Annotated in this window: 20 protein-coding genes and 1 tRNA gene; 13 read left to right on the top strand and 8 right to left on the bottom strand. The window is 60.5% G+C overall.

Translation table 11 applies throughout. The features are described from left to right. Positions 1 to 7 precede the first annotated feature (7 nt). From RAZWK3B_RS12005 to RAZWK3B_RS11975, 7 genes are read left to right on the top strand one after another with little or no spacing between them, the layout of a single operon-like run. Positions 8 to 328, top strand: coding sequence for a heavy metal-binding domain-containing protein (locus RAZWK3B_RS12005; protein WP_007815449.1), 321 nt, complete (start codon positions 8 to 10; stop codon positions 326 to 328). Continuing rightward, positions 325 to 927, top strand: a complete 603-nt coding sequence (locus tag RAZWK3B_RS12000; RefSeq protein ID WP_007815448.1) for a hypothetical protein — start codon at positions 325 to 327, stop codon at positions 925 to 927. The genes RAZWK3B_RS12005 and RAZWK3B_RS12000 overlap by 4 nt, the downstream gene beginning before the upstream one ends. A 33-nt stretch (positions 928 to 960) precedes the next feature. Next, positions 961 to 1,716: a Fe-S cluster assembly ATPase SufC gene (sufC, locus tag RAZWK3B_RS11995; protein ID WP_007815447.1), complete on the top strand. Its 756-nt coding sequence runs from the start codon at positions 961 to 963 to the stop codon at positions 1,714 to 1,716. Next, the gene (sufD, locus tag RAZWK3B_RS11990) at positions 1,716 to 3,002 is read left to right on the top strand and encodes a Fe-S cluster assembly protein SufD (RefSeq protein ID WP_007815446.1); all 1,287 of its coding nucleotides are present in this window, start codon (positions 1,716 to 1,718) and stop codon (positions 3,000 to 3,002) included. The genes sufC and sufD overlap by 1 nt, the downstream gene beginning before the upstream one ends. Beyond that, positions 3,002 to 3,487, top strand: a complete 486-nt coding sequence (locus RAZWK3B_RS11985) for a histone H3 family protein (protein WP_007815445.1) — start codon at positions 3,002 to 3,004, stop codon at positions 3,485 to 3,487. The genes sufD and RAZWK3B_RS11985 overlap by 1 nt, the downstream gene beginning before the upstream one ends. Continuing rightward, the gene (locus RAZWK3B_RS11980; protein WP_083799125.1) at positions 3,484 to 4,086 is read left to right on the top strand and encodes a Yip1 family protein; all 603 of its coding nucleotides are present in this window, start codon (positions 3,484 to 3,486) and stop codon (positions 4,084 to 4,086) included. The genes RAZWK3B_RS11985 and RAZWK3B_RS11980 overlap by 4 nt, the downstream gene beginning before the upstream one ends. A 1-nt stretch (position 4,087) precedes the next feature. After that, positions 4,088 to 5,308 (top strand): cysteine desulfurase, encoded by a 1,221-nt coding sequence (locus RAZWK3B_RS11975; protein ID WP_007815443.1) that lies wholly within the window; start codon positions 4,088 to 4,090, stop codon positions 5,306 to 5,308. Between the two features lie 3 nt (positions 5,309 to 5,311). Here RAZWK3B_RS11975 and RAZWK3B_RS11970 read toward each other — a convergent pair whose 3' ends face one another. Beyond that, positions 5,312 to 6,805 (bottom strand): fused MFS/spermidine synthase, encoded by a 1,494-nt coding sequence (locus tag RAZWK3B_RS11970; RefSeq protein ID WP_007815442.1) that lies wholly within the window; start codon positions 6,803 to 6,805, stop codon positions 5,312 to 5,314. A gap of 290 nt (positions 6,806 to 7,095) precedes the next feature. Here RAZWK3B_RS11970 and RAZWK3B_RS11965 point away from each other — a divergent pair. Continuing rightward, a tRNA-Arg gene (locus RAZWK3B_RS11965) sits at positions 7,096 to 7,172 on the top strand. Positions 7,173 to 7,282: 110 nt separating this feature from the next. On the opposite strand, the gene RAZWK3B_RS11960 is transcribed toward RAZWK3B_RS11965, so the two are convergent. Continuing rightward, positions 7,283 to 10,438, bottom strand: coding sequence for a calcium-binding protein (locus tag RAZWK3B_RS11960; RefSeq protein ID WP_007815439.1), 3,156 nt, complete (start codon positions 10,436 to 10,438; stop codon positions 7,283 to 7,285). A gap of 364 nt (positions 10,439 to 10,802) precedes the next feature. On the opposite strand from RAZWK3B_RS11960, the gene RAZWK3B_RS11955 reads away from it, so the two are divergent. From RAZWK3B_RS11955 to RAZWK3B_RS11945, 3 genes are read left to right on the top strand one after another with little or no spacing between them, the layout of a single operon-like run. After that, complete coding sequence (locus RAZWK3B_RS11955; RefSeq protein ID WP_007815438.1) at positions 10,803 to 11,471, top strand: TetR/AcrR family transcriptional regulator; 669 nt, start codon at positions 10,803 to 10,805, stop codon at positions 11,469 to 11,471. Then, a complete protein-coding gene (locus RAZWK3B_RS11950; protein ID WP_007815436.1) occupies positions 11,468 to 12,772 on the top strand; it encodes a phenylacetate--CoA ligase family protein in 1,305 nt (434 codons plus the stop codon). Before RAZWK3B_RS11955 ends, RAZWK3B_RS11950 begins: the two co-directional genes overlap by 4 nt. After that, positions 12,769 to 13,530 (top strand): enoyl-CoA hydratase/isomerase family protein, encoded by a 762-nt coding sequence (locus RAZWK3B_RS11945; protein WP_007815434.1) that lies wholly within the window; start codon positions 12,769 to 12,771, stop codon positions 13,528 to 13,530. Before RAZWK3B_RS11950 ends, RAZWK3B_RS11945 begins: the two co-directional genes overlap by 4 nt. A 20-nt stretch (positions 13,531 to 13,550) precedes the next feature. Here RAZWK3B_RS11945 and RAZWK3B_RS11940 read toward each other — a convergent pair whose 3' ends face one another. The 3 genes from RAZWK3B_RS11940 to hpt all read right to left on the bottom strand — a co-directional run bounded on the left by RAZWK3B_RS11940 (position 13,551) and on the right by hpt (position 15,064). Then, positions 13,551 to 14,276: a heparan-alpha-glucosaminide N-acetyltransferase gene (locus RAZWK3B_RS11940; RefSeq protein ID WP_007815432.1), complete on the bottom strand. Its 726-nt coding sequence runs from the start codon at positions 14,274 to 14,276 to the stop codon at positions 13,551 to 13,553. Positions 14,277 to 14,345: 69 nt separating this feature from the next. Next, entirely contained in the window at positions 14,346 to 14,525 is a 180-nt protein-coding gene (locus RAZWK3B_RS20640; protein WP_083799121.1) for a hypothetical protein, read from the bottom strand. Continuing rightward, complete coding sequence (hpt, locus tag RAZWK3B_RS11935; RefSeq protein WP_007815430.1) at positions 14,522 to 15,064, bottom strand: hypoxanthine phosphoribosyltransferase; 543 nt, start codon at positions 15,062 to 15,064, stop codon at positions 14,522 to 14,524. Before hpt ends, RAZWK3B_RS20640 begins: the two co-directional genes overlap by 4 nt. Before the next feature lie 75 nt (positions 15,065 to 15,139). Here hpt and RAZWK3B_RS11930 point away from each other — a divergent pair, with 75 nt between their 5' ends. Next, on the top strand, positions 15,140 to 15,586 hold the full coding sequence (locus tag RAZWK3B_RS11930) for a type II toxin-antitoxin system RatA family toxin (protein WP_007815428.1): 447 nt from the start codon (positions 15,140 to 15,142) through the stop codon (positions 15,584 to 15,586). Positions 15,587 to 15,600: 14 nt separating this feature from the next. Further along, complete coding sequence (locus RAZWK3B_RS11925) at positions 15,601 to 16,884, top strand: MmgE/PrpD family protein (protein ID WP_007815425.1); 1,284 nt, start codon at positions 15,601 to 15,603, stop codon at positions 16,882 to 16,884. Positions 16,885 to 16,890: 6 nt separating this feature from the next. Here the strand turns inward: RAZWK3B_RS11925 and RAZWK3B_RS11920 are convergent, their stop codons facing one another. Genes RAZWK3B_RS11920 through RAZWK3B_RS11910 form a run of 3 tightly spaced genes read right to left on the bottom strand, consistent with a single transcriptional unit; the run spans position 16,891 to position 18,997 of the window. Then, positions 16,891 to 17,358, bottom strand: coding sequence for a CinA family protein (locus RAZWK3B_RS11920; protein WP_007815423.1), 468 nt, complete (start codon positions 17,356 to 17,358; stop codon positions 16,891 to 16,893). After that, positions 17,355 to 17,852, bottom strand: a complete 498-nt coding sequence (locus RAZWK3B_RS11915; RefSeq protein WP_037295710.1) for a phosphatidylglycerophosphatase A family protein — start codon at positions 17,850 to 17,852, stop codon at positions 17,355 to 17,357. The genes RAZWK3B_RS11920 and RAZWK3B_RS11915 overlap by 4 nt, the downstream gene beginning before the upstream one ends. Further along, positions 17,849 to 18,997: a bifunctional 2-C-methyl-D-erythritol 4-phosphate cytidylyltransferase/2-C-methyl-D-erythritol 2,4-cyclodiphosphate synthase gene (locus RAZWK3B_RS11910; protein ID WP_007815420.1), complete on the bottom strand. Its 1,149-nt coding sequence runs from the start codon at positions 18,995 to 18,997 to the stop codon at positions 17,849 to 17,851. Before RAZWK3B_RS11910 ends, RAZWK3B_RS11915 begins: the two co-directional genes overlap by 4 nt. Positions 18,998 to 19,075 lie beyond the last annotated feature (78 nt).

Below are 19,075 nucleotides of genomic sequence, written 5' to 3'. Positions count from 1 at the left end.
CGGCGTCATGATTATCACCACCACGCATGGCATCGAAGGTCGCAAGATCACAGAGTATCGCGGCATCGTCGTGGGCGAGGCGATCATGGGGGCCAATGTGTTCCGCGATTTCTTCGCGTCGGTCACCGATATCGTCGGAGGCCGGTCGGGCGCTTACGAATCCAAGCTTCAGGATGCCCGGGATACCGCGATGCACGAGCTCGAGGCCCGCGCCAGAGCGCTTGGCGCGGATGCGGTCGTGGGAGTCGATCTGGATTACGAGGTGGTGGGCGACTCGATGCTGATGGTTTCGGCAAGCGGCACGGCGGTGGTGCTGGACAGGGCATGACGGAGACCGGCACCATATCGCGGCCCGAGCTGACCCTGCCCGAGGCCGAGGCGGCACGGTTGCGCGATGCTTATGAGCAAGCGGGCGTGATCCTCGAATATGGCAGCGGCGGGTCCACCGTGATGGCGGGAGAGATGCCCGGAAAGCGGGTGTTCACGGTCGAGAGCGACCAATCCTGGGCCGAGATGATGCGCGCCTGGTTCTATCAGGCGCCGCCCGCCACCAGCACCGAGGTGGACATCATCTGGTCCGATATCGGGCCGACCAAGGAATGGGGCTACCCGGCCGGAAACAGCGAGTGGCAGCGCTATGCGCGCTATCCACTTGAGGTCTGGGAGCTGCCCGAGATGCGCCAGCCGGATGTGGTGCTGGTGGATGGACGGTTTCGCGCCGGTTGCGTGCTCGCGGCGGCGTTCAGGACGAAAGCCCCGGTGAGGGTGTTCGTGGATGATTACGCAAGGCGCCGACATTACCACCGTGTCGAGGCCTTTGTCGGTGAACCGAGGATGACCGGGCGTATGGCAGAATTCGACGTGATGCCGATGGCCGTACCCGGAGATCGGCTGTTGTCGATCATTGAAATGATGACGCGGCCCTGAGCCGCGTCGAGGACTGAAAGCGAGGAGCTGAATATGCTGGAAATTAAGAACTTGCACGTCGATCTGGAAGACGAGGACAAGACCATCCTCAAGGGTGTGGACCTGACGGTGGAGGCCGGCAAGGTTCATGCGATCATGGGCCCCAATGGATCGGGCAAATCCACGCTCAGCTATGTTCTGGCGGGGCGCGACGGTTATGAGGTGACCCAAGGATCGGCGACGCTGGAGGGTGTGGATATCCTCGAGATGGAGCCCGAAGAGCGCGCGGCGGCAGGTCTGTTCCTGGCCTTCCAGTATCCGGTCGAAATTCCGGGTGTCGGCAACATGACCTTCCTGCGCACGGCGCTGAACGCACAGCGCAAGGCCAAGGGCCTCGAGGAAATGAGTGCGACGGATTTCCTCAAGCTGGTGCGCGAAAAGGCGGCGACGCTCAAGATGGACAATGACATGCTCAAACGGCCGGTCAATGTGGGCTTTTCGGGCGGTGAGAAAAAGCGCAACGAAATCCTGCAGATGGCGCTTCTCGAACCAAAGATGTGCATTCTCGACGAGACGGATTCCGGGCTTGACGTGGACGCGATGAAACTTGTCGCAGAAGGCGTGAACGCCTTGCGCAACGAAGGACGCGGCTTTCTCGTCATCACGCATTACCAGCGTCTGCTGGATCACATCAAGCCGGACGTGGTTCACATCATGTCAAATGGCCGCATCATCAAGACTGGCGGGCCGGAGCTTGCGCTCGAGGTCGAGCAGAATGGCTATGAGGATATCAAGGCGGAGGTGGCATGATGGCTTTGCCCCAGGCGAAACTTGACGCGACCGAAGCGCGCCTGTCCGGCGTGACGCGCCCGGACGGTGCGGCCTGGTCAAACGCGGCGCGCGATGCCGCGCTTGCGCGGGTTCGCAACGCGGGTTTGCCGCATCGGCGGGATGAGTATTGGAAATACACCAATCCCGAAACTCTGGTGCAGGCAGATGCGCCCGAAGCTGCATTATTCCAATCGGACGACACGCCAATTTTCAACGGCATTGACCGGCTGAAGATCGTGTTCGTGGACGGTGTTTTCGATGCCGAGGCGAGCGATGATCTGTCGCTTGAGGGCGTGAAGATCGAGCGGCTTTCGGATGCGGCATCGGTCGATATCCACTGGGCCAAGGATCTGTATGGCGTTCTCGAAGAGCGCGGTCAAACGCCTGTCGCCCGGCCGCTTGCCGCGCTGAACACTGCGTTGGCCACCGACGGGGTCGTGATCCATGTGACCGGCAAGGTCAGCAAGCCTGTGAACCTGATTTATCATCACCGGTCGACCTCTTCTGATGCGATTCTGCATCACGTCATCAAGATGGATCCCGGCGCCGAGATGACCGTTCTCGAAAACGGTCCTGCGGCGGCGCGGTTCAACAAGGTGATGGAAGTCGAAGTTGCGGACGGGGCGCGTTTTCATCACGTCCGTGCCCAGGGCCGCGATCACGAGCGGCGTGCGGCGACGCATGTCTTTACCCGTCTGGCCGAGGAAAGCGTGTTCAAGTCCTTCACGCTGACCGCCAATGGCGTGCTCACCCGAAACGAGTGCATCATCGAGCTGACGGGCGACAACGCCAAGGCGCATGTCGCGGGCGCCTGTGTGGGCGATGGGGATTTCCTCCACGACGACACGGTGTTCATCACGCATGATGCGGTGAATTGCGAAAGCCGTCAGGTCTTCAAGAAAGTCCTGCGCAATGGCGCGCGCGGCGTGTTTCAGGGCAAGATCCTCGTGAAGCCTGGCGCACAGAAAACCGATGGGTATCAGATCAGCCAATCGCTGCTGCTCGATGGTGACAGCGAGTTCGACGCCAAGCCGGAGCTTGAGATCTATGCCGATGACGTGGCCTGTTCACATGGGTCCACATCAGGGGCGATCGACGAGGAGGGGCTGTTTTATCTGCGCGCCCGAGGCGTGCCGCGTGACATAGCCACCAACCTTCTGACGCTGGCCTTTCTGGCCGAAGCAGTCGAGGAGATCGAGGACGACGGGCTGCGCGATGAAATCGTCGGCCGGCTGGAAGGCTGGCTGGAGCGTCGGCGCGGCTGATGCCCGTCACATCAGATATCGCGGCCAGCTATCGCAGGCCGCGCGCCGTCATGCGCCGCCTGCTGTCCTTGTCCGAAAACGAGGGCAGGTCGCTGGCGATCGCCATGGCGGGCTGTGTCGTGGTATTTGTTGGCCAATGGCCGCGTCTTGCGCGCGAGGCGCATATGTCGGGACAGGAGCTGAACTCGCTGCTGGCAGGGGCTTTGCTGGCTTGGGTGTTCATTGTGCCGCTGGTTCTTTATGTTCTGGCGGCGCTCAGTCTGCTGGTGCTCAAACTGTCCGGCGCGCGCACAACGGGGTACCGGTGCCGGCTTGCGCTGTTCTGGGCGTTTCTGGCGGCGAGCCCTCTTGTGTTGCTCAATGGTCTTGTCGCCGGGTTTGTCGGCCCCGGAGCGGGGTTGCAACTGGTGGGTTTCTTGTGGCTCGTGGTTTTTCTTTGGTTCTGGCTGTCGAACCTGCGTGAAGCGGGGTGGGGCGAAACATGACGGCGTCTGCACTTGTATCCTTGTTCGTGCTGACTTTGCGCAATCCGCGCGAAGCGGGGGAGTATATCCTGAGTTTGCGCCTGCCCGCGCAGGCGCTCTGGATTGGCCTGTCGCTGATTTCAGTGATGACCTCTTTGGTTTTCTCGGGCCTGATGCGCGTGGGCCCTTTGCCTCAGGATCAGTTCGGCGAGATCATCTCGGGCTCGCCGGCCTATAGCGCGCCGCTGGTCTTTGCCTTGATGCAATGGGGCAGGGCGATCCTGACTGTGTTTGTCTTTTTCTGGGTCGGCCGGATGATGGGCGGCCGTGGTCCACTCGAAGATGTACTGGCCGTGCTGACGTGGCTGCAGGCGGTCACTTTCGTGATCATGCTGGGCTTGCTTGTGGGAGGGCTCGTTCTACCCTTCCTCACATCGCTGATGATCCTCGCTGCGTTCGTCTGGTGGCTATGGGCCGTGACCACGCTTTTGAATGTGGCGCATGGGTTCGATAGCCCGATGAGGGCCGTGGGCGTGCTGATCTTATCGCTGCTTGGCGTGACCATCGGCTTGTCGCTGTTCTTCGGGGCTGTTGCCGGCCTTTTCATGGGGGTATCCTAGGATGCTGGACATCAATAAAATCCGGGCCGATTTCCCGATCCTCAGCCGGGAAGTGAATGGCAAGCCGTTGGTCTATCTGGACAATGGCGCCTCGGCCCAGAAACCGCAGGTGGTGATCGACGCGATCACCACGGCCTATTCGCATGAATATGCCAATGTCCATCGGGGTCTGCATTACCTGTCGAACCTCGCCACCGAGAAATACGAAGCCGTGCGCGGCACCATCGCGCGCTTTCTGGGGGTCGCGGATGAAAACCAGATCGTGCTGAATTCCGGCACGACCGAGGGGATCAACATGGTCGCCTATGGCTGGGCCATGCCGCATATGGAAGCGGGTGATGAGATCATCCTGTCGGTGATGGAGCATCACGCCAATATCGTGCCATGGCACTTCCTGCGCGAACGGCAGGGCGTGGTTCTGAAATGGGTGGATGTGGATGCCACCGGGGCGCTTGATCCGCAAAAGGTGCTGGATGCCATCGGGCCGAAAACCAAGCTGATCGCGGTCACGCATCTGTCGAATGTGTTAGGCACCAAGGTGGATGTGAAGGCGATCTGCGAGGGTGCCCGCGCCAAGGGCGTGCCCGTTCTGGTGGATGGCAGTCAGGCTGCGGTGCATATGCCGGTCAATGTCGATGAGATCGGGTGCGATTTCTACGCTATCACGGGTCACAAGCTTTATGGACCGTCAGGATCGGGGGCGATCTTCGTAAAGTCAGAGCGGCTCGCGGAAATGCGTCCTTTCATGGGCGGCGGCGACATGATCCGTGAGGTCAGCAAGGACGCTGTCACCTATAACGATCCGCCGATGAAGTTCGAGGCCGGAACACCCGGTATCGTGCAGACCATCGGTCTGGGCGTGGCCCTCGAGTACATGATGGATGTCGGCATGAACGATATCGCCGCACATGAAGACGCCTTGTCGTCCTATGCGCAACAGCGCCTTACAGGTCTCAACTGGTTGAATGTGCAAGGTACGACGCCGGACAAGGCGGCGATCTTCTCGTTCACGATGGACGGGGCGGCCCATGCGCATGACATCAGCACCATTCTCGACAAGAAGGGCGTCGCGGTCAGGGCCGGGCATCACTGCGCCGGGCCGCTCATGGATCATCTGGGCGTGACGGCCACCTGCCGCGCGAGTTTTGCGATGTACAACACCACCGACGAAGTGGATGCCTTGATCGATGCGCTCGAACTGGCGCATGATCTGTTCGGCTGACGCTCAGCCCGGTCCGAGAAGCCGGTCGATCGGCGCATAATCATCCGTCAGGATCACCGGGGACTTTGCGGCGACAAGCGACTGGATGAAGCCGTCGGCGAGCACGCCGTAGCGCGTGGGTTCGGGCGAGGGCAACTCGAGGCTGTCGAACATCCCTGGACCAGCCGACGCCGCCAGCACAAAGACCATGCGTTCTTCCGGCTCAGGGCGGCGTTGCTCGGTCCAGACTTCCACATGCGGAAATACGCTGTCCATGGTGGCGTAAAGGGCGGCCAGCGTGTCCATCCGATGCTCGAAATCGATGACATTCATCAGGAATAGCCCGTCGGGGGAAAGTCTGTCGCGCACCAGCTCGAAAAACTCCTGCGTCACGAGATGCGGCGGCACGGCGATATCGGTGAAGGCATCGCCAATGATCACATCATATCGGGCCTCGGGCCGGATCAGAAGGGCGCGGCGCGCATCCTCGTGCAGGACCGTGGCTGATTGGGGGGCGAACCAGAAATCACGGGCGGCGATCTGTGTGACTGCGGGATCGATCTCGGCCACCGTGAGCGGGCCAATGCCACGATCCGCCCAGGCTCTTGGGATCGAAAATGTCCCTCCGCCCACAAAGAAGGCCGAGAACTGCCTGTCGCCCATCCGCATCCGGGCGATGCCGTCCAGCATGGCGGAATAATCCCCGAACATCACGCGCGGCAGATCCCGGGCACTGATGCCATGAGCCAGATGATCCAGCACCATCAGGTTGACCGGGTTGTCGGCGTTCGCGGCGATATCCTCGGTCCGGATGCAGAAATAGCGGCTTTCGCGGTCACATGGGCTGGACAGTGTCGCACCGAAGCCCGCCAGCACAAGCGCGATAGCCGCGGCGCCAACCGTCAACCCGCGTTGGACATACCCGGCCAGCCCAAAGCACATGAGCGCCGCGATGACATAGCAGATAGCCACGATCGTCAGCGTAAGGGCGCTGCCAAGCCACGAGATGAACAGAAAACCAGCCAGCAAGGTTCCGGCAATTGCCCCGATCGCCCCTGAGGCGAACATCGCGCCAAGCGCGCGACCGGCGCGATCCGATGAGGTGACGGCGATTTGCGCAAAGACCGGCGCGGGGACGCCGGCGAAGAACGAGGGGGGGAAGAACGCCACGGTGCAAAGAACGGTGATGGCCCATACAGGATGGGTGAACACCGCAAGCAAGGGACCGGCGCTGCCGCGCAGCAAAAGGCCCGCAACGGCAGTGGTCAAAGCCGCAGCCATCAGCGCCCAACCGGTCTGGCGCAGGGCTTGATCGGCGGGGCGTTCCGCGATCCGCCCGCCCCACCAGTGGCCTGCGGAAAACCCGGCCAGAACCACGGCGATCACGGCGGTCCATGTGTACAAGGACATGCCCACATAAGGCGCCAACATCCGGCCCGCCACGATCTCGACGACGAGGCTGGCGGCCGAGACGGCCCCCTGCAGGAAGATCAACAGCGTCAGGGGGGCTTTGGTCATGGTGAGGCCTTATCTCGTTTCACAGGCATAAGGACCGGATGAGGCGGATTGTGCAAGCCGATCTTCCAAGGGCGGGATTTTGGATTGCAGGGCGATGTGCTTTGACCTATACGCCGGGTCGTGCGCTTGTGCGGATGGATCGGCTGGACATTTGCTGTTCAGGCGGGCGTGGCAAAAGGGCATGACGTGCACGGGGCTTTGGTCCAACACGGTAGAACAATGGTTTGCGAGGCTGTTGTTCTATGCTTTAAACTCGCAGACAGATCGCGTAAACACTGCGCAAGCAGTAGGCACCCATAGCTCAGCTGGATAGAGTGTCGCCCTCCGAAGGCGAAGGTCGTAGGTTCGAATCCTACTGGGTGCGCCACTGCTTTTCCCACAAATCCCGACGTGTTGACGTGTGCTGTGATGCGCGGCCCGATCCCATGTCGCTGGATCAGGCCCGTCATGTCTTGGTAAATCAACCGATGCAGACGTTTACGCGAAAAGGAAGGCCCAGGGATCGTTTGCGGTCGTGCCTTCGGCTTCCTTGTCCATCTGCTCCTGTGCTGCGGTTTCCAGCTGTCCCCCAGTCATCTCCATGAAGAACAGCTCTAGTGACGCAGCGCCGGTCTCGGCTGGCTCTTGAATCAGCAAGCTGCTAAGCGAGTCCGGCTCATCTTCGGGGGAGGATGACGCGCCAAATCCGAAGATCTGCTGAAAATCAGCCACTGACGGATCGCCCGGGATTTGCGCAGTGACGTTTTTCAAGATCACCGTATGATCTTCGCTCAGCCTGATCTCGAGGTTTTTGCCGCGAATGCTGACATTGTCGAGCATGAACTCTTCCCGAGACTGCGGGCCATTCTCATCGTCGAAATCCAGTCCGTCGATCTCGAGAAAATCCTGTCCCAAAGTGAAGCCATGCACGATATCGGTCTCGACAGGGCCGAATGGCGCATCATTTTTGGTAAACGACAGGATCGTGGTCTCGGCCCCGGCTTCCAGCGTGTCGTTGCCTGCGCCGTCTGCAAGGAAATCCTTTTGTCCCGATGCGACAAGCCGGTCATTGCCGTTACCTCCGAACAGGCTGTCGGACCCGTCACCGCCGAAGATCGTATCATCTCCGCTGCCGCCAAACAGGATGTCATCGCCCCAATCGCCCGTCACACGGTCATCGCCGGACCCGCCATCGACTCGGTCGTTGCCCCAGCCGCCTTTGACTGTGTCGTTTCCGGCTCCGCCTGAAATCGTGTCATCACCAAGCTCGCCATTGAGCTGATCGAAAGTCGCGCTGCCGGTCATGACGTCATTGCCTTCACCGGCATGGATCCAGCCATGCGGTGCCTGGGGCACCTCTTCGATACTTGCCGTGCTGGCGGCGTTCGAGCCCCCGAAAATCTGCTGAAAATCGACACTGTCCGACGTGCTGGGAAGCTGCGAGACCAGATTCTTCAGCACAACGGTATGGCCCTCGCTTAGAGCGATCTCTAGATTGTTTCCGCGAATGCTCGCATGCTCACGCAAGAAGTCTGCACTCGAGAACCCATCGTCGCGATCCGAGAAATTCAATCCGTCTATTTCGATGACATCCTGACCCAAAACGAAGTCATGGACAGTATCGACTTCCTGTCGAGCGCCGATGGTCTGACCTGTGGTGAATTTGAGGATCGTGGTCTCGGCCCCGGCAATGAGCGTGTCATTGCCGGCACCGCCGTCCAGAATGTCGAGCCGCCCCGTGGCGACAAGACGGTCGTTACCTGCGCCGCCAAACAGGACATTGTCGCCTGTGCCGCCGAAAATAACGTCATTGCCATCCCCGCCGAACAGCTGGTCATTGCCCCAGTCCCCGGTGACCTTGTCATCGCCAGCGCCACCATCGACAATGTCGTCGCCCCAGCCACCTTTCACCGTGTCGTCTCCGGCGACGCCCCAGACCGTGTCATTGCCGAGCTTGCCATTGATCCGGTCGGCCGCATCGGTCCCGAGCAATAAGTCATCCCCTGGCGCGTCCGAGGCCGAGGCCGGGGTCGAAACCGCAGCCGCAGCCGAGGCCAGAAGCATCTCGACAGGCGCCAGCTCGACAGGCGCATCCAAAACGAGCGTTTCAAACGTCACTGGCTCGGATTTCTCGAGCACAATGCGCACAACCTCGTAATCATGCTCGAACGTGACATCGAGGCTCGAGGGGCTATCGGATGCCATCAGGTCGATCGTGTAACTGAGCGAGTCGCCAAAACTTCCGATCAGCTCGCCATCGCCTGGATGAAACAGTTGCTCCCCGGTGGCCCAGAGATGCGTGATCTCGGCGTTAAGGAAACTTTCGTCGAACTTGAGACGGTAATCCAGCTGCTCTCCGGTAAAGTCGCTGGCCGCAAGAAAGACGGTCACCTCGGTGTCATTGCCATACACATAGCTGTTTACATGGTTGCCGCCGATATAGGACCTCCCAAGATCGGCCACGTTCGAGATATTGTCCTGAAACCCGTCATAGAGAAATTTGCCGGGGATGCTTTCGCCCATCAGGTCGAACAATTTGCCTCCCACAAGCAGCTCCTCTCGCCAACCAAGAGAGCCGCCATTGCTGTGACCGATGGCATAGACCGTCCCGACATCCATGCCCGCGGCCAGAAACTGGGCATTCACCTGCAAGAGGTTGGTCAGACCCGGCGCACCGTATTCAAGCCGCTCTTCGGAACCGGCCGAGGGAGAAAGATACCCTCCCAGAAACTCGAACTCCTTGCCGCCGCTGGCCTGTTCCCAAAGGGCAAAGGCATCATCCAGACGATAGCCGTTTGCATCTTCATCCATGCCGCGGCTGATATTATCGAAGGTTGGCGTGTACTTGTGGAACAGAAGCGTATCGACCTTGTCGATGGCGCCGGTGTCGATGAACGCCTCGATGAAATCTATGTTATCCGAAAAATCGCCGCCATTTTGGCTGGGATCGGCCTGATGGCGCGCCAGTTGAACGGCCAGCTTGACCTCGGTTCCATTGACGTTGAGGGTGGGGTCGGCGAAAACTTCGCCCATTTCATCGACGACTGCGGCAAAGACCTTGCCGAACTTTTCGGCAAGCGGGCCGGGATCCTTCTGATAAGGCCGCCCGCTTTCGTCTGATGTCATCTCTTTCCAGATGCCGGTGGCATAATATTCGCTGCCAACTTCGATGGTGAACCCCGCAGGCACTGCGCCGTATTCTCCGGCGACCAGCTTTTCCGCGAAGATGCGCGCGTCGGCGCGGGCCTCGGCAAGGCCGGCCTCGTCGCCTTGCTTGAACATTTTTTCCACGTAGCGCGCCGTGGGGGTCACCATCGCAAAGGTGGCGCTGGTCTCGTTGGCATAGGCGAACATCTCCTTGATGCCTTCGCGCGGGTCGCCATTGTTTCGATCCCATTCAACCAGATTGTCGAACTTCAGATCGAAGACATGCTCTCTGGACCCATCCGCGCTTCCATCGACATTGATACCTTCTTCAACCGGAATCCCACCGGGCCAGCGAATATGCGGCAGGTTCAGTTCCTGATTGCGCGCCACAAAATTCGAGAACGGTTCCCATCCAAGAAACTCGGCGCCAAAGGCGCTGGCAGGAATGACCTCGTCGGGATTGACATAGGTCTTTTCGGTCGTGTTGATCGCCATGGTGTACCGCATGGCTCAACCCCCGAACGCCATCAGGGCCGCGAGGGGCAGGGGCGGCACGACCACCGGGGGCGTATCGTTCGATGCCGCTAGAGGAATTGGCGCTTCCATGACACTTTGCCTTCTGCAAGGTTGGGTTGTGCGGACCGATGCAGATTTCGTGCCAATCCCGGATCGACCCTGTGGCGACGGGGCCGGTGCATAGGGGACGAAGGTGAAGGCGGGCAGGGGGAACCGTGCTGTTTCGCAGTCGCAAGGCGCAGGTGATGCGGGCACCCGTGACCTGGTCCGAAGACCCGAGTCCCGGGTTTCCCTGACGCCTTGACGCAATCAAAAACTGATGATGATATCAGTTTCGGTATTCAAGAGGCATCTCATGAGTCCGAACCAGAAAATCACCACCCAGAATGGCAAGCCGGCAGACGGGTTTTGCGAATGGCTGGCCCAAGGCCGCGACGCGCTGCGCAAGGGGGACAGAACGCGGATCGATCTGCTGATCGCCGGCAGCAGGTTTCTTTCGCACAATCCGCTGGAGCGGTTGACGGTCTCTGCGATCTGCAAGGTGGCGGGCGTGGCGCACGGCACCTTTTATCTCTATTTCAAGGACAGGAACGATCTGGTGGGCGCGGTTCTGGGGGCATTTGTCGATTATGTGCAGCTTCAGATGCGTGCGGCGGCGCGATGTGTCGGGGATACGACGCGAAACACGACAGACGCCTATATGCTGGTCTTCGAGGCGCACCCGGCCCTGATGAAAAGCCTCGTGGCAGCAGGAGACGCGTTCCCAGAGGCGCGCGCTGCGTTCCAGCGGCTCAACCATGACTGGATCGAAGCTGTGGTCGGCAATGCGATGCGCTCCGACAAGGGGGCGCTACGCTCGAGACCTGATCTCATGCGCCGGGCTTATGCGCTTGGCGGCATGGTCGATCAATATCTGACAGCGCTTTTCGTGACCAATGATCCATGGGTGCGGGACCTGTCGCAGGACCGCTCCGAAGTGGTCGATATGCTGACGGATCTTTGGAAACGAGGGATGGCGCAATGAGCCTGGTTCACGATGGTCACTGCATCGCTCTGCGTGTTCTTGCGTCCCACAGACGTGAGGCCTGGGCGCGGCAAAGCGCCCATGTGGCGGCCCATTCCGCTTTCTACCAACGGCTTTGGGACGGCAAGGTGCCCCCTGCGGCTCTGGAAGACCTGCCCGAGTTGCCCTTGTCGGACAAGGCAGGGCTTCGGCTGTCGCAACCCGCGCATCCTCCTTACGGAGATTATCTGGCTGCCCCCTGCGAACAGGTCTCGCGCATGCACCGCACATCCGGCACCACCGGGCAAGCGATGAACCTTGCGATGAGCGCCCGCGATTGCGAGATCACCGAAATCGTCGGCGCCCGCGCGCAGGCGCTTGCCGGTCTTGGTCCGGGCATCACGGTGGTGCATTGCCTGAATTACCAGATGTGGATGGGCGGGCTGACCGATCACATGACGCTTGAGCGGACCGGCGCCACGGTCGTTCCTTTCGGCGTGGGCGCGACGGAGCTTTTGGTGCGCACCATACAGGAGGTTGGAATCAACGCGATTTCCTGCACACCGTCCTATCCTTCTGTGCTGGAGCGGGTGATCGCAGAGAAATTTCCAAACCTCTCTCCTGCCGATCTTGGGTTGAAACTGGGGCTTTTCGGGGGAGAGTCGGGGCTGGACGATCCCAGCTATCGCCAAAGGTTTCGAGACACCTGGGGTATGGAGCCACGCAATTCGAATTACGGTGTATCGGACGTGTTCTGCAATTTCGCAGCACAATGCGCGCATGACACCGCGCTGCATTTCGTGGCGCATGACGTCTTGCATGCCGAATTGATCGACCCCGAAACCACCGACCCCATCCAGATCGCATCTGGTGCCACGGGCGAGCTGGTGTTGACGCATCTGGCACGCGACTGTCAGCCGCTGGTGCGTTTTCGCACCGGGGACATCATCACGATCGACGCAACCGAGCCGTGCCGCTGCGGATGCACGGGCATGCGGTTTCGCGTTGTGGGGCGGTCCGATGACATGATCGTGGTGCGCGGGTTGAACATGTTCCCCACGATGGTCGCCGCCGTCGTGTCGGAGTTCGCCGAGCTTTCAGGCGACTACAGGATCGTTCTGGACACCCCGCCGCCGCATCATGTGCTGCCGGTGCAAGCCGAACTTGCCAGAAACCAGATTGATAACGGCACGCTGGCGCACCGGCTGGAACAGGCCTTCAAGGCCAAACTTGGCGCGACGATCCGGGCGACGATCCTGCAACCCGGCACATTGCCAGTTACAGAGGGCAAGACCAAACGTGTCATCAGGAGCTATTCATGACCGATTTCACCTACGATACGGTCCTGTCGAGCATAACAGGCGACGGCGTGCGGACCATTGCGCTCAACCGACCTGACTGTCTGAACGCGATGAACCGGCGCCTGATCGACGATGTGGCGCTGGCGTTTGACGACGCCAACCGCGATCCCGAGACGCGCGCGATCATCTTCACGGGGCAGGGACGGGCCTTTTGCGCGGGGGATGACCGCAACGAGCACCAGCACCCCGAGAGCGAGGCCTGCGCCCGCGATCTGGTCACGGCGATCCAGCGCGCGACAGTTTCGATCATATTCGGCCAGAAACCCGTCGTCGGCGCGATCAATGGCTGGGCAGTCGGCGGTGGCTTTGAATGGGCGATCAACTGTGATTTCCCGATCTGGGCGATAAGCGCCAAGGCGTTTTTTCCCGAGGTCTCTCTCAACCTGTTCGTGACGGGCGCTGTCACAGCCATTTTGCCCACGATCACCGGGCCTCTCAAGGCCCGCGAGATGCTGTTTCTGGGGCAGCGTTATTCGGCGGCTGAGTTACAGGCTTGCGGAGTGGCGTGGAAAGTTGTGGAGGATGCCGATTTGCTGACCGAAGCGCATAAGCACGCCGAGCATTTGGCCAGCCTGCCGACCCTGTCGGTCCGGGCGATGAAACGCGTGCTCAACCAGACCACGGCCGGAGCCCTGAGGCAAGCGCTCGACCTTGAGACCGAGGCGACGATTGCAGGGTTTCTCGATCCTGAAACGACACGCTTGCTCAAGGCATTCTGATCGCTCGAGCCTTACCCGGCTCAGATCAGGAATGTCGCGGCCCATATAAGGGTGAACAGGATGGGCTGATGGACAAGATAAAGAACCAGAGTATTGCGCCCCGCCCATAGCAAAGCCCGCCAGAGCATGTTCTGATCGCCGGGTGTGTATCGTTTGGCACGCGTGAAGCCGCCTCGCGCCTCGATCCATCGCGCAACGATCATGCCGAGCAAAAACGCGGCAAACCACGGAAAAAAAGGCTCGAAATCCATCGACGGGGCAGGTTGCGTCGACAGGCCCAGCCACCACAGGGCGGGTGCGTTGAAGAGGTCTGACCGGAAAAGACCGGGGGCCGTGAGGACACCCAAAAGCCCGATGGCAAGCATCCACAAAGGCAGGCGCAGAAAGACAAGTCCGATCAAGCTGAATGTCGCAATGGCATGCAGGATGCCGAAATAGACGAACTGACCCGGCATCATGGCATAGGTGGCGACCGAAACCGCCAGCGCGGCAAGCACCAGCTTGACGAAACGTTTCGCAAAAGCCCTCCAGCGCACGGTCTCGGCATGCGCGACCACAAGGCTGACGCCGGCAAGACAAATGAAACTGCCCGCGACAAGCTTTGCGAAATTGGACCATCCCCAACTCCCCGCGGTGCCTTGTGGCAGGAGCCCGAATAGTTCCAGGTCGAACACGAAATGGAAAACCACCATGCCGATGAGGGCTATGGCGCGCAGCGCGTCCAGCACCATGATGCGCCGGGTCATGGGCATCTGCGAAATCCGCGGTGCTTCACTGGACACCGCGTGCCAGTCGCACTGCAATTCGGCTGATCCTCAGGGCGCCCATAACCGTCCTCTTGGATCGGGCGACAAGGCCTCTGGCCAGCCGAAGACATATTCCAGCGCAAATACCGCCAGACAGACTGCCACGATGCCGAGAACGAACCTCACCCGCCGTTCACTTGGCGGATTATGCGCCCAATGGGCCATGCGCAAAAGCCAACGAATATTCATGTGTCTTTGAACTGAACCATTCCGACAAAAGGCAGATTGCGGCCATGCTGCGCATAGTCGATACCATACCCGATAACAAAAGCGTCGGGGATTTCAAAGCCTGTCCAATCCGCCGCTATGTCGACCTCGCGGCGCGACGGCTTGTCCAGAAGCACGATACTCCGGAGTTTCGCCGGCCTTTGCGCCTGCAGGAGATCGAGAACATGTGCAAGCGTGTGACCGGTATCGAGGATGTCATCGACCACAAGCACGTCGCGCCCGGAAATGTCGGTTCTGATCTGCTTGAGGATATCTATCTTGCCGCTCGATGTGGTGGCATTGCCATAGGACGAGACTTCCATGAAGTCGATCTCCTGATCCAGCGTGATCGCCCGTGCCAGATCGGCCGCGAAGATGAACGCGCCTCTGAGAAGAGCAATCACGACCAGACGTTCCGTTCCCGCGAAATCGGCATCAATCTCGCGCGCGAGGTTTGCTATTCTCAGCGCGATCGTTTCACGCGGTAGCAAGGGAACGATCTCGTGGGTGTGTTCCGGCATGGGAACCCCCTTGAACTTTTCACGCCAGTCTATGAAAAAGCGCGCCACTGTCACGAAAAAACGGGGCACGACTAAATGCCGTCACATGCCGAAACACGCCAGCTGCCCTATTCTGCGCAACAAATGTACGATCTTGTTGCGGATGTAGGCGATTATCCCAAGTTTCTGCCATGGACAGCTGCAGCGCGCGTGCGCTCGGTCACCCTGCAGGACAACGGATCGCAAGTGATGGAGGCGGATCTCGTCATCAGTTTCAAGGTATTTCGCGAACGCTTCGGCAGCCGGGTTGTGCTGTGGCCTGAGAGCCGGAGAATCGAAACCGAATATCTCGATGGCCCCTTCCGCCATATGAGATCGAACTGGCAATTCGAGGACCACGGGGAAGGATGCATGGTTCATTTCGATGTGGATTTCGAATTCAAGAACATTATCCTGGAAAAAGCGGCCGGTCTCTTTTTCTACGAGGCGATGCAGCGGATCGTGAAGGCTTTCGAAGGACGCGCGCAGCAGCTTTATGGCTGACTGAAAGGGATTCCATGTCACTGACCGATCGCCTGGCCCAGTTCGCTCTGACCGATGCCCGGCACCTCCCGGACAGCGCCAAAAGGATCATGGCCTTGTCGCTGATCGACTGGATGGGATGCGCCATTGCCGGGCGCGATGAACCGGTGTCCCATGTGGTCCGACGTCTTGCTCAGGACGAGGGCGGTGCGCCGCAGGCGCATCTTGTGGGCGGCGGGCAGGCACCGGCGCGCATGGCGGCGCTGGTCAACGGGACAATCAGCCATGCGCTGGATTATGACGATACGCATTTCGCGCATATCGGGCATCCTTCGGTTGTGGTCGTGCCAAGTGCCCTGGCGATTGCCGAACGCTGCGGGGCCGATGGCGCTGCCTTGCAGGACGCTGCATTGATCGGGGCCGAGCTGTCGGTGCGTGTCGGACTTTGGCTCGGGCGCGGCCATTACGAGACCGGGTTTCATCAGACCGCAACGGCGGGCGCCTTTGGTGCGGCGGCTGCCGCGGGCAGGTTGCTGGGGTTCGATGCTGACCAGATGGCTGCTACCTTGGGGCTTGTGGCGACGCGGGCATCGGGGCTCAAGGCGCAGTTCGGGACGATGGGCAAGCCCTTCAATGCCGGGATCGCCGCCAGCAACGGGGTCGAGGCGGCCTTGCTGGTTGCCAACGGGCTGGTGCCCAATCCCTATGCGCTCGAGGATTTCGGCGCGTCACATGCCGACTATAACATGAGCGACGCATTGGAAGGCATTGGTAGTAAATGGATTTTCGAAGATGTCAGCCACAAGTTCCATGCCTGCTGTCATGGGCTGCTCGCCGCCCTTGAGGCCTTTGCCGAAGTGGCCCCGGAGCGCCAGGACATTGCGGCGATCACGGTGCATACCCATCCCCGCTGGTTGAGCGTGTGCAACCAGCCTGACCCGCAAACCGGACTGGGCTGCAAATTCAGCTATCGGGCGGTGCTGGCCATGGCGATGGCCGGTCATGACACGTCACGGCTGGAGACTTTCTCGGACGGGTTCGCCCAGGCACCCGAGCTTGTCGCGCTACGCGACAGGGTTCAGGTGGTGGGCGACGAAAGCGTGTCGGAGACCGGAACGCACCTTGTTTTACGGATGAATAACGGCTCAGAGAAACGGGTCGCGCATGATCTTCTGGCGCCGATGACCTTCGAGACGCGCCGCGCGAAGATCATGGCGAAGGCCACTGCCTTGATGGGGTCTGCGCGCGCCGAACGTGTCGCGCGGCTTGTGGAGGGGCGGGACGCGCCATCGTGCCTTGCGCGTGAATTGGCGGGCTAAGGCCGTTCACGCCAGGGCGCGGGCCAGCATCTCCAGCGCGTGATCGCGTGACAGAAGGCGAACCTGGTCGCGGCCAACGGCGCCGAACTCAACGGTTTCTGTCTGTGTTTTCAATCCCTTGAGGCACAATCCGAAACAAACCCGGCCTTCAGGCTTGTGCTCGGACCCGCCTGGACCGGCGATGCCGGTGATGGCCACGGCGATATCGGCAAGGGACTGTGCGATGGCGCCTTCGGCCATTTCGCGCGCCACCTCTTCGGATACGGCGCCAAAGGTGGCAAGCGTGGCGGGGCGCACGCCGAGCATGTCGATCTTGGCCTCGTTCGAATAGGTGACAAAGCCGCGATCGACCACGGCAGAGGAGCCGGGGATATCGGTCAAAGCCGCCGCCACCATACCGCCGGTGCAGGATTCGGCGGTTGCAACCTTCAGGTTCCGAGCCTTGGCGAGATCAAGAACTGTATTTGCAATCAACGCATTAGAACCCCATGTGAAAGTGCTGCCAAGGCCACGACACCCACGGCGGCAAGGACCCCGGCAATAATGTCGTCCAGCATGACCCCAAGCGCATCGCCGCGTCGATCTGCCCATCCGACAGGGCCGGGCTTCCAGATGTCGAACAGACGAAACAGCACAAAAGCGGCGATCCAGCCGGGCCAGAGCGCGGTCAGGTCCGCCCCGACATGGGCCGCCCCGATCGACACGGGCCAGAAGGCAAGCCACTGCCCCGCCACTTCATCGACCACGACCTCTGATGGATCGTGATCCTCTTTTCCTTTAGTTTCCAAATGTGTAGCCCACCAACCTAATGCAAATATCGCGACGGTGGACAGCATCAATACCCAAGGCCCAGCAAGGCTGTGGATCGCCCAAGCCGCCGGGATGGCGGCGAGTGATCCCCAGGTGCCGGGGGCGGGGCGGAGGTGGCCTGTGCCGAAAAAGGTGGCGATGAGGTGGGACAGGGTCATGCGGGCACCAATGTGACGGCGGCTTGCGCGGCGATGCCTTCCTCGCGGCCGGTGAAGCCAAGCCGTTCGGAGGTGGTGGCCTTGACCGAAATGCGATCCTGCGCGACGCCCGTAATGGACGACAGGCACGCGATCATCGCCTCGGCATGGGGCGTGATCTTGGGATGCTCGCAAATCAGAGTGACATCCATATTATTGATCTTAAACCCTTTTTCACGGACCAACTCGACTGCGTGCCGCAGGAAGATATGGCTTTCCGCCCCCTTCCATTGGGGGTCCGACGGGGGGAAGTGGCGGCCTATGTCGCCTTGGGCCAAGGCGCCATATATGGCGTCGGTCAGGGCGTGCATGCCGACATCGGCGTCGGAATGACCTTGCAGAGTTTTTGTGTGGGGAATGGCGACGCCACAGAGCATGACATGGTCGCCGAGGTCGAAACGATGCACGTCATAACCTTGACCGATACGTATATCCATTTGATCTCGCAGTATTTTTTCCGCACGGATAAAATCCGGGGCATGGGTGATCTTGAGGTTGGACTCGTCCCCGTCGATGATCCGGACAGGGATGCCATGGGCGCGGGCGACCTCGACATCGTCGGCGGCATCGCCGGAAAAGGCGCGGTGCGCGGCAAGAATGTCTTTGAAGACAAAGGCTTGTGGGGTCTGCGCACGGTAAAGACCGGACCGGTCCCGGGTGCCGGTGACATGGCCATCGGTACCCTCCCAGAGCGCGTCGGTGACCGGCAGGGCCGGGGCCACGGCGCGGGTGCCGGGGGTTTGGAGCTCGTACGAAACGTACGAAACATACGCGGGTTTGGTACAACAACGGGCCACATCATGGATCATTGTGTACACAACCTCTCCTTTGTCGGGGGTGGCGTCCAGATATTCGAGACCGTTGCGGACCGATCCGGCGCGGGAGGCAGCACCGGTCGTCACCTCGACGCGGTCGCGCGGCGCGAAGAGATCGACATCCTCGGGATGCAGCACGACGACGATACGGCTGATCTCGGGCGTGGCCTCGAACGCGGCCACGGTCCAGTCGATCACACGGCGTCCGGCGAGGGCGCGCCACTGTTTGGGCATGTCCCCCCCCGCACGGGTGCCGCGACCGGCGGCGACGATGATGGCGGCGATTGTCATGGGAATTGATTACGCGCAGGGATGCACAAGCGCAATGCTGTGCTCAAGTGCCTAATTTTTAATCATTGCGCCCTGAGA

The organism is Roseobacter sp. AzwK-3b, from assembly GCF_000170875.1.
In the GTDB taxonomy this organism is placed as follows: Bacteria; Pseudomonadota; Alphaproteobacteria; order Rhodobacterales; family Rhodobacteraceae; genus Roseovarius; species Roseovarius litoreus.
This window is presented reverse-complemented; position numbering and strand designations above follow the sequence as displayed.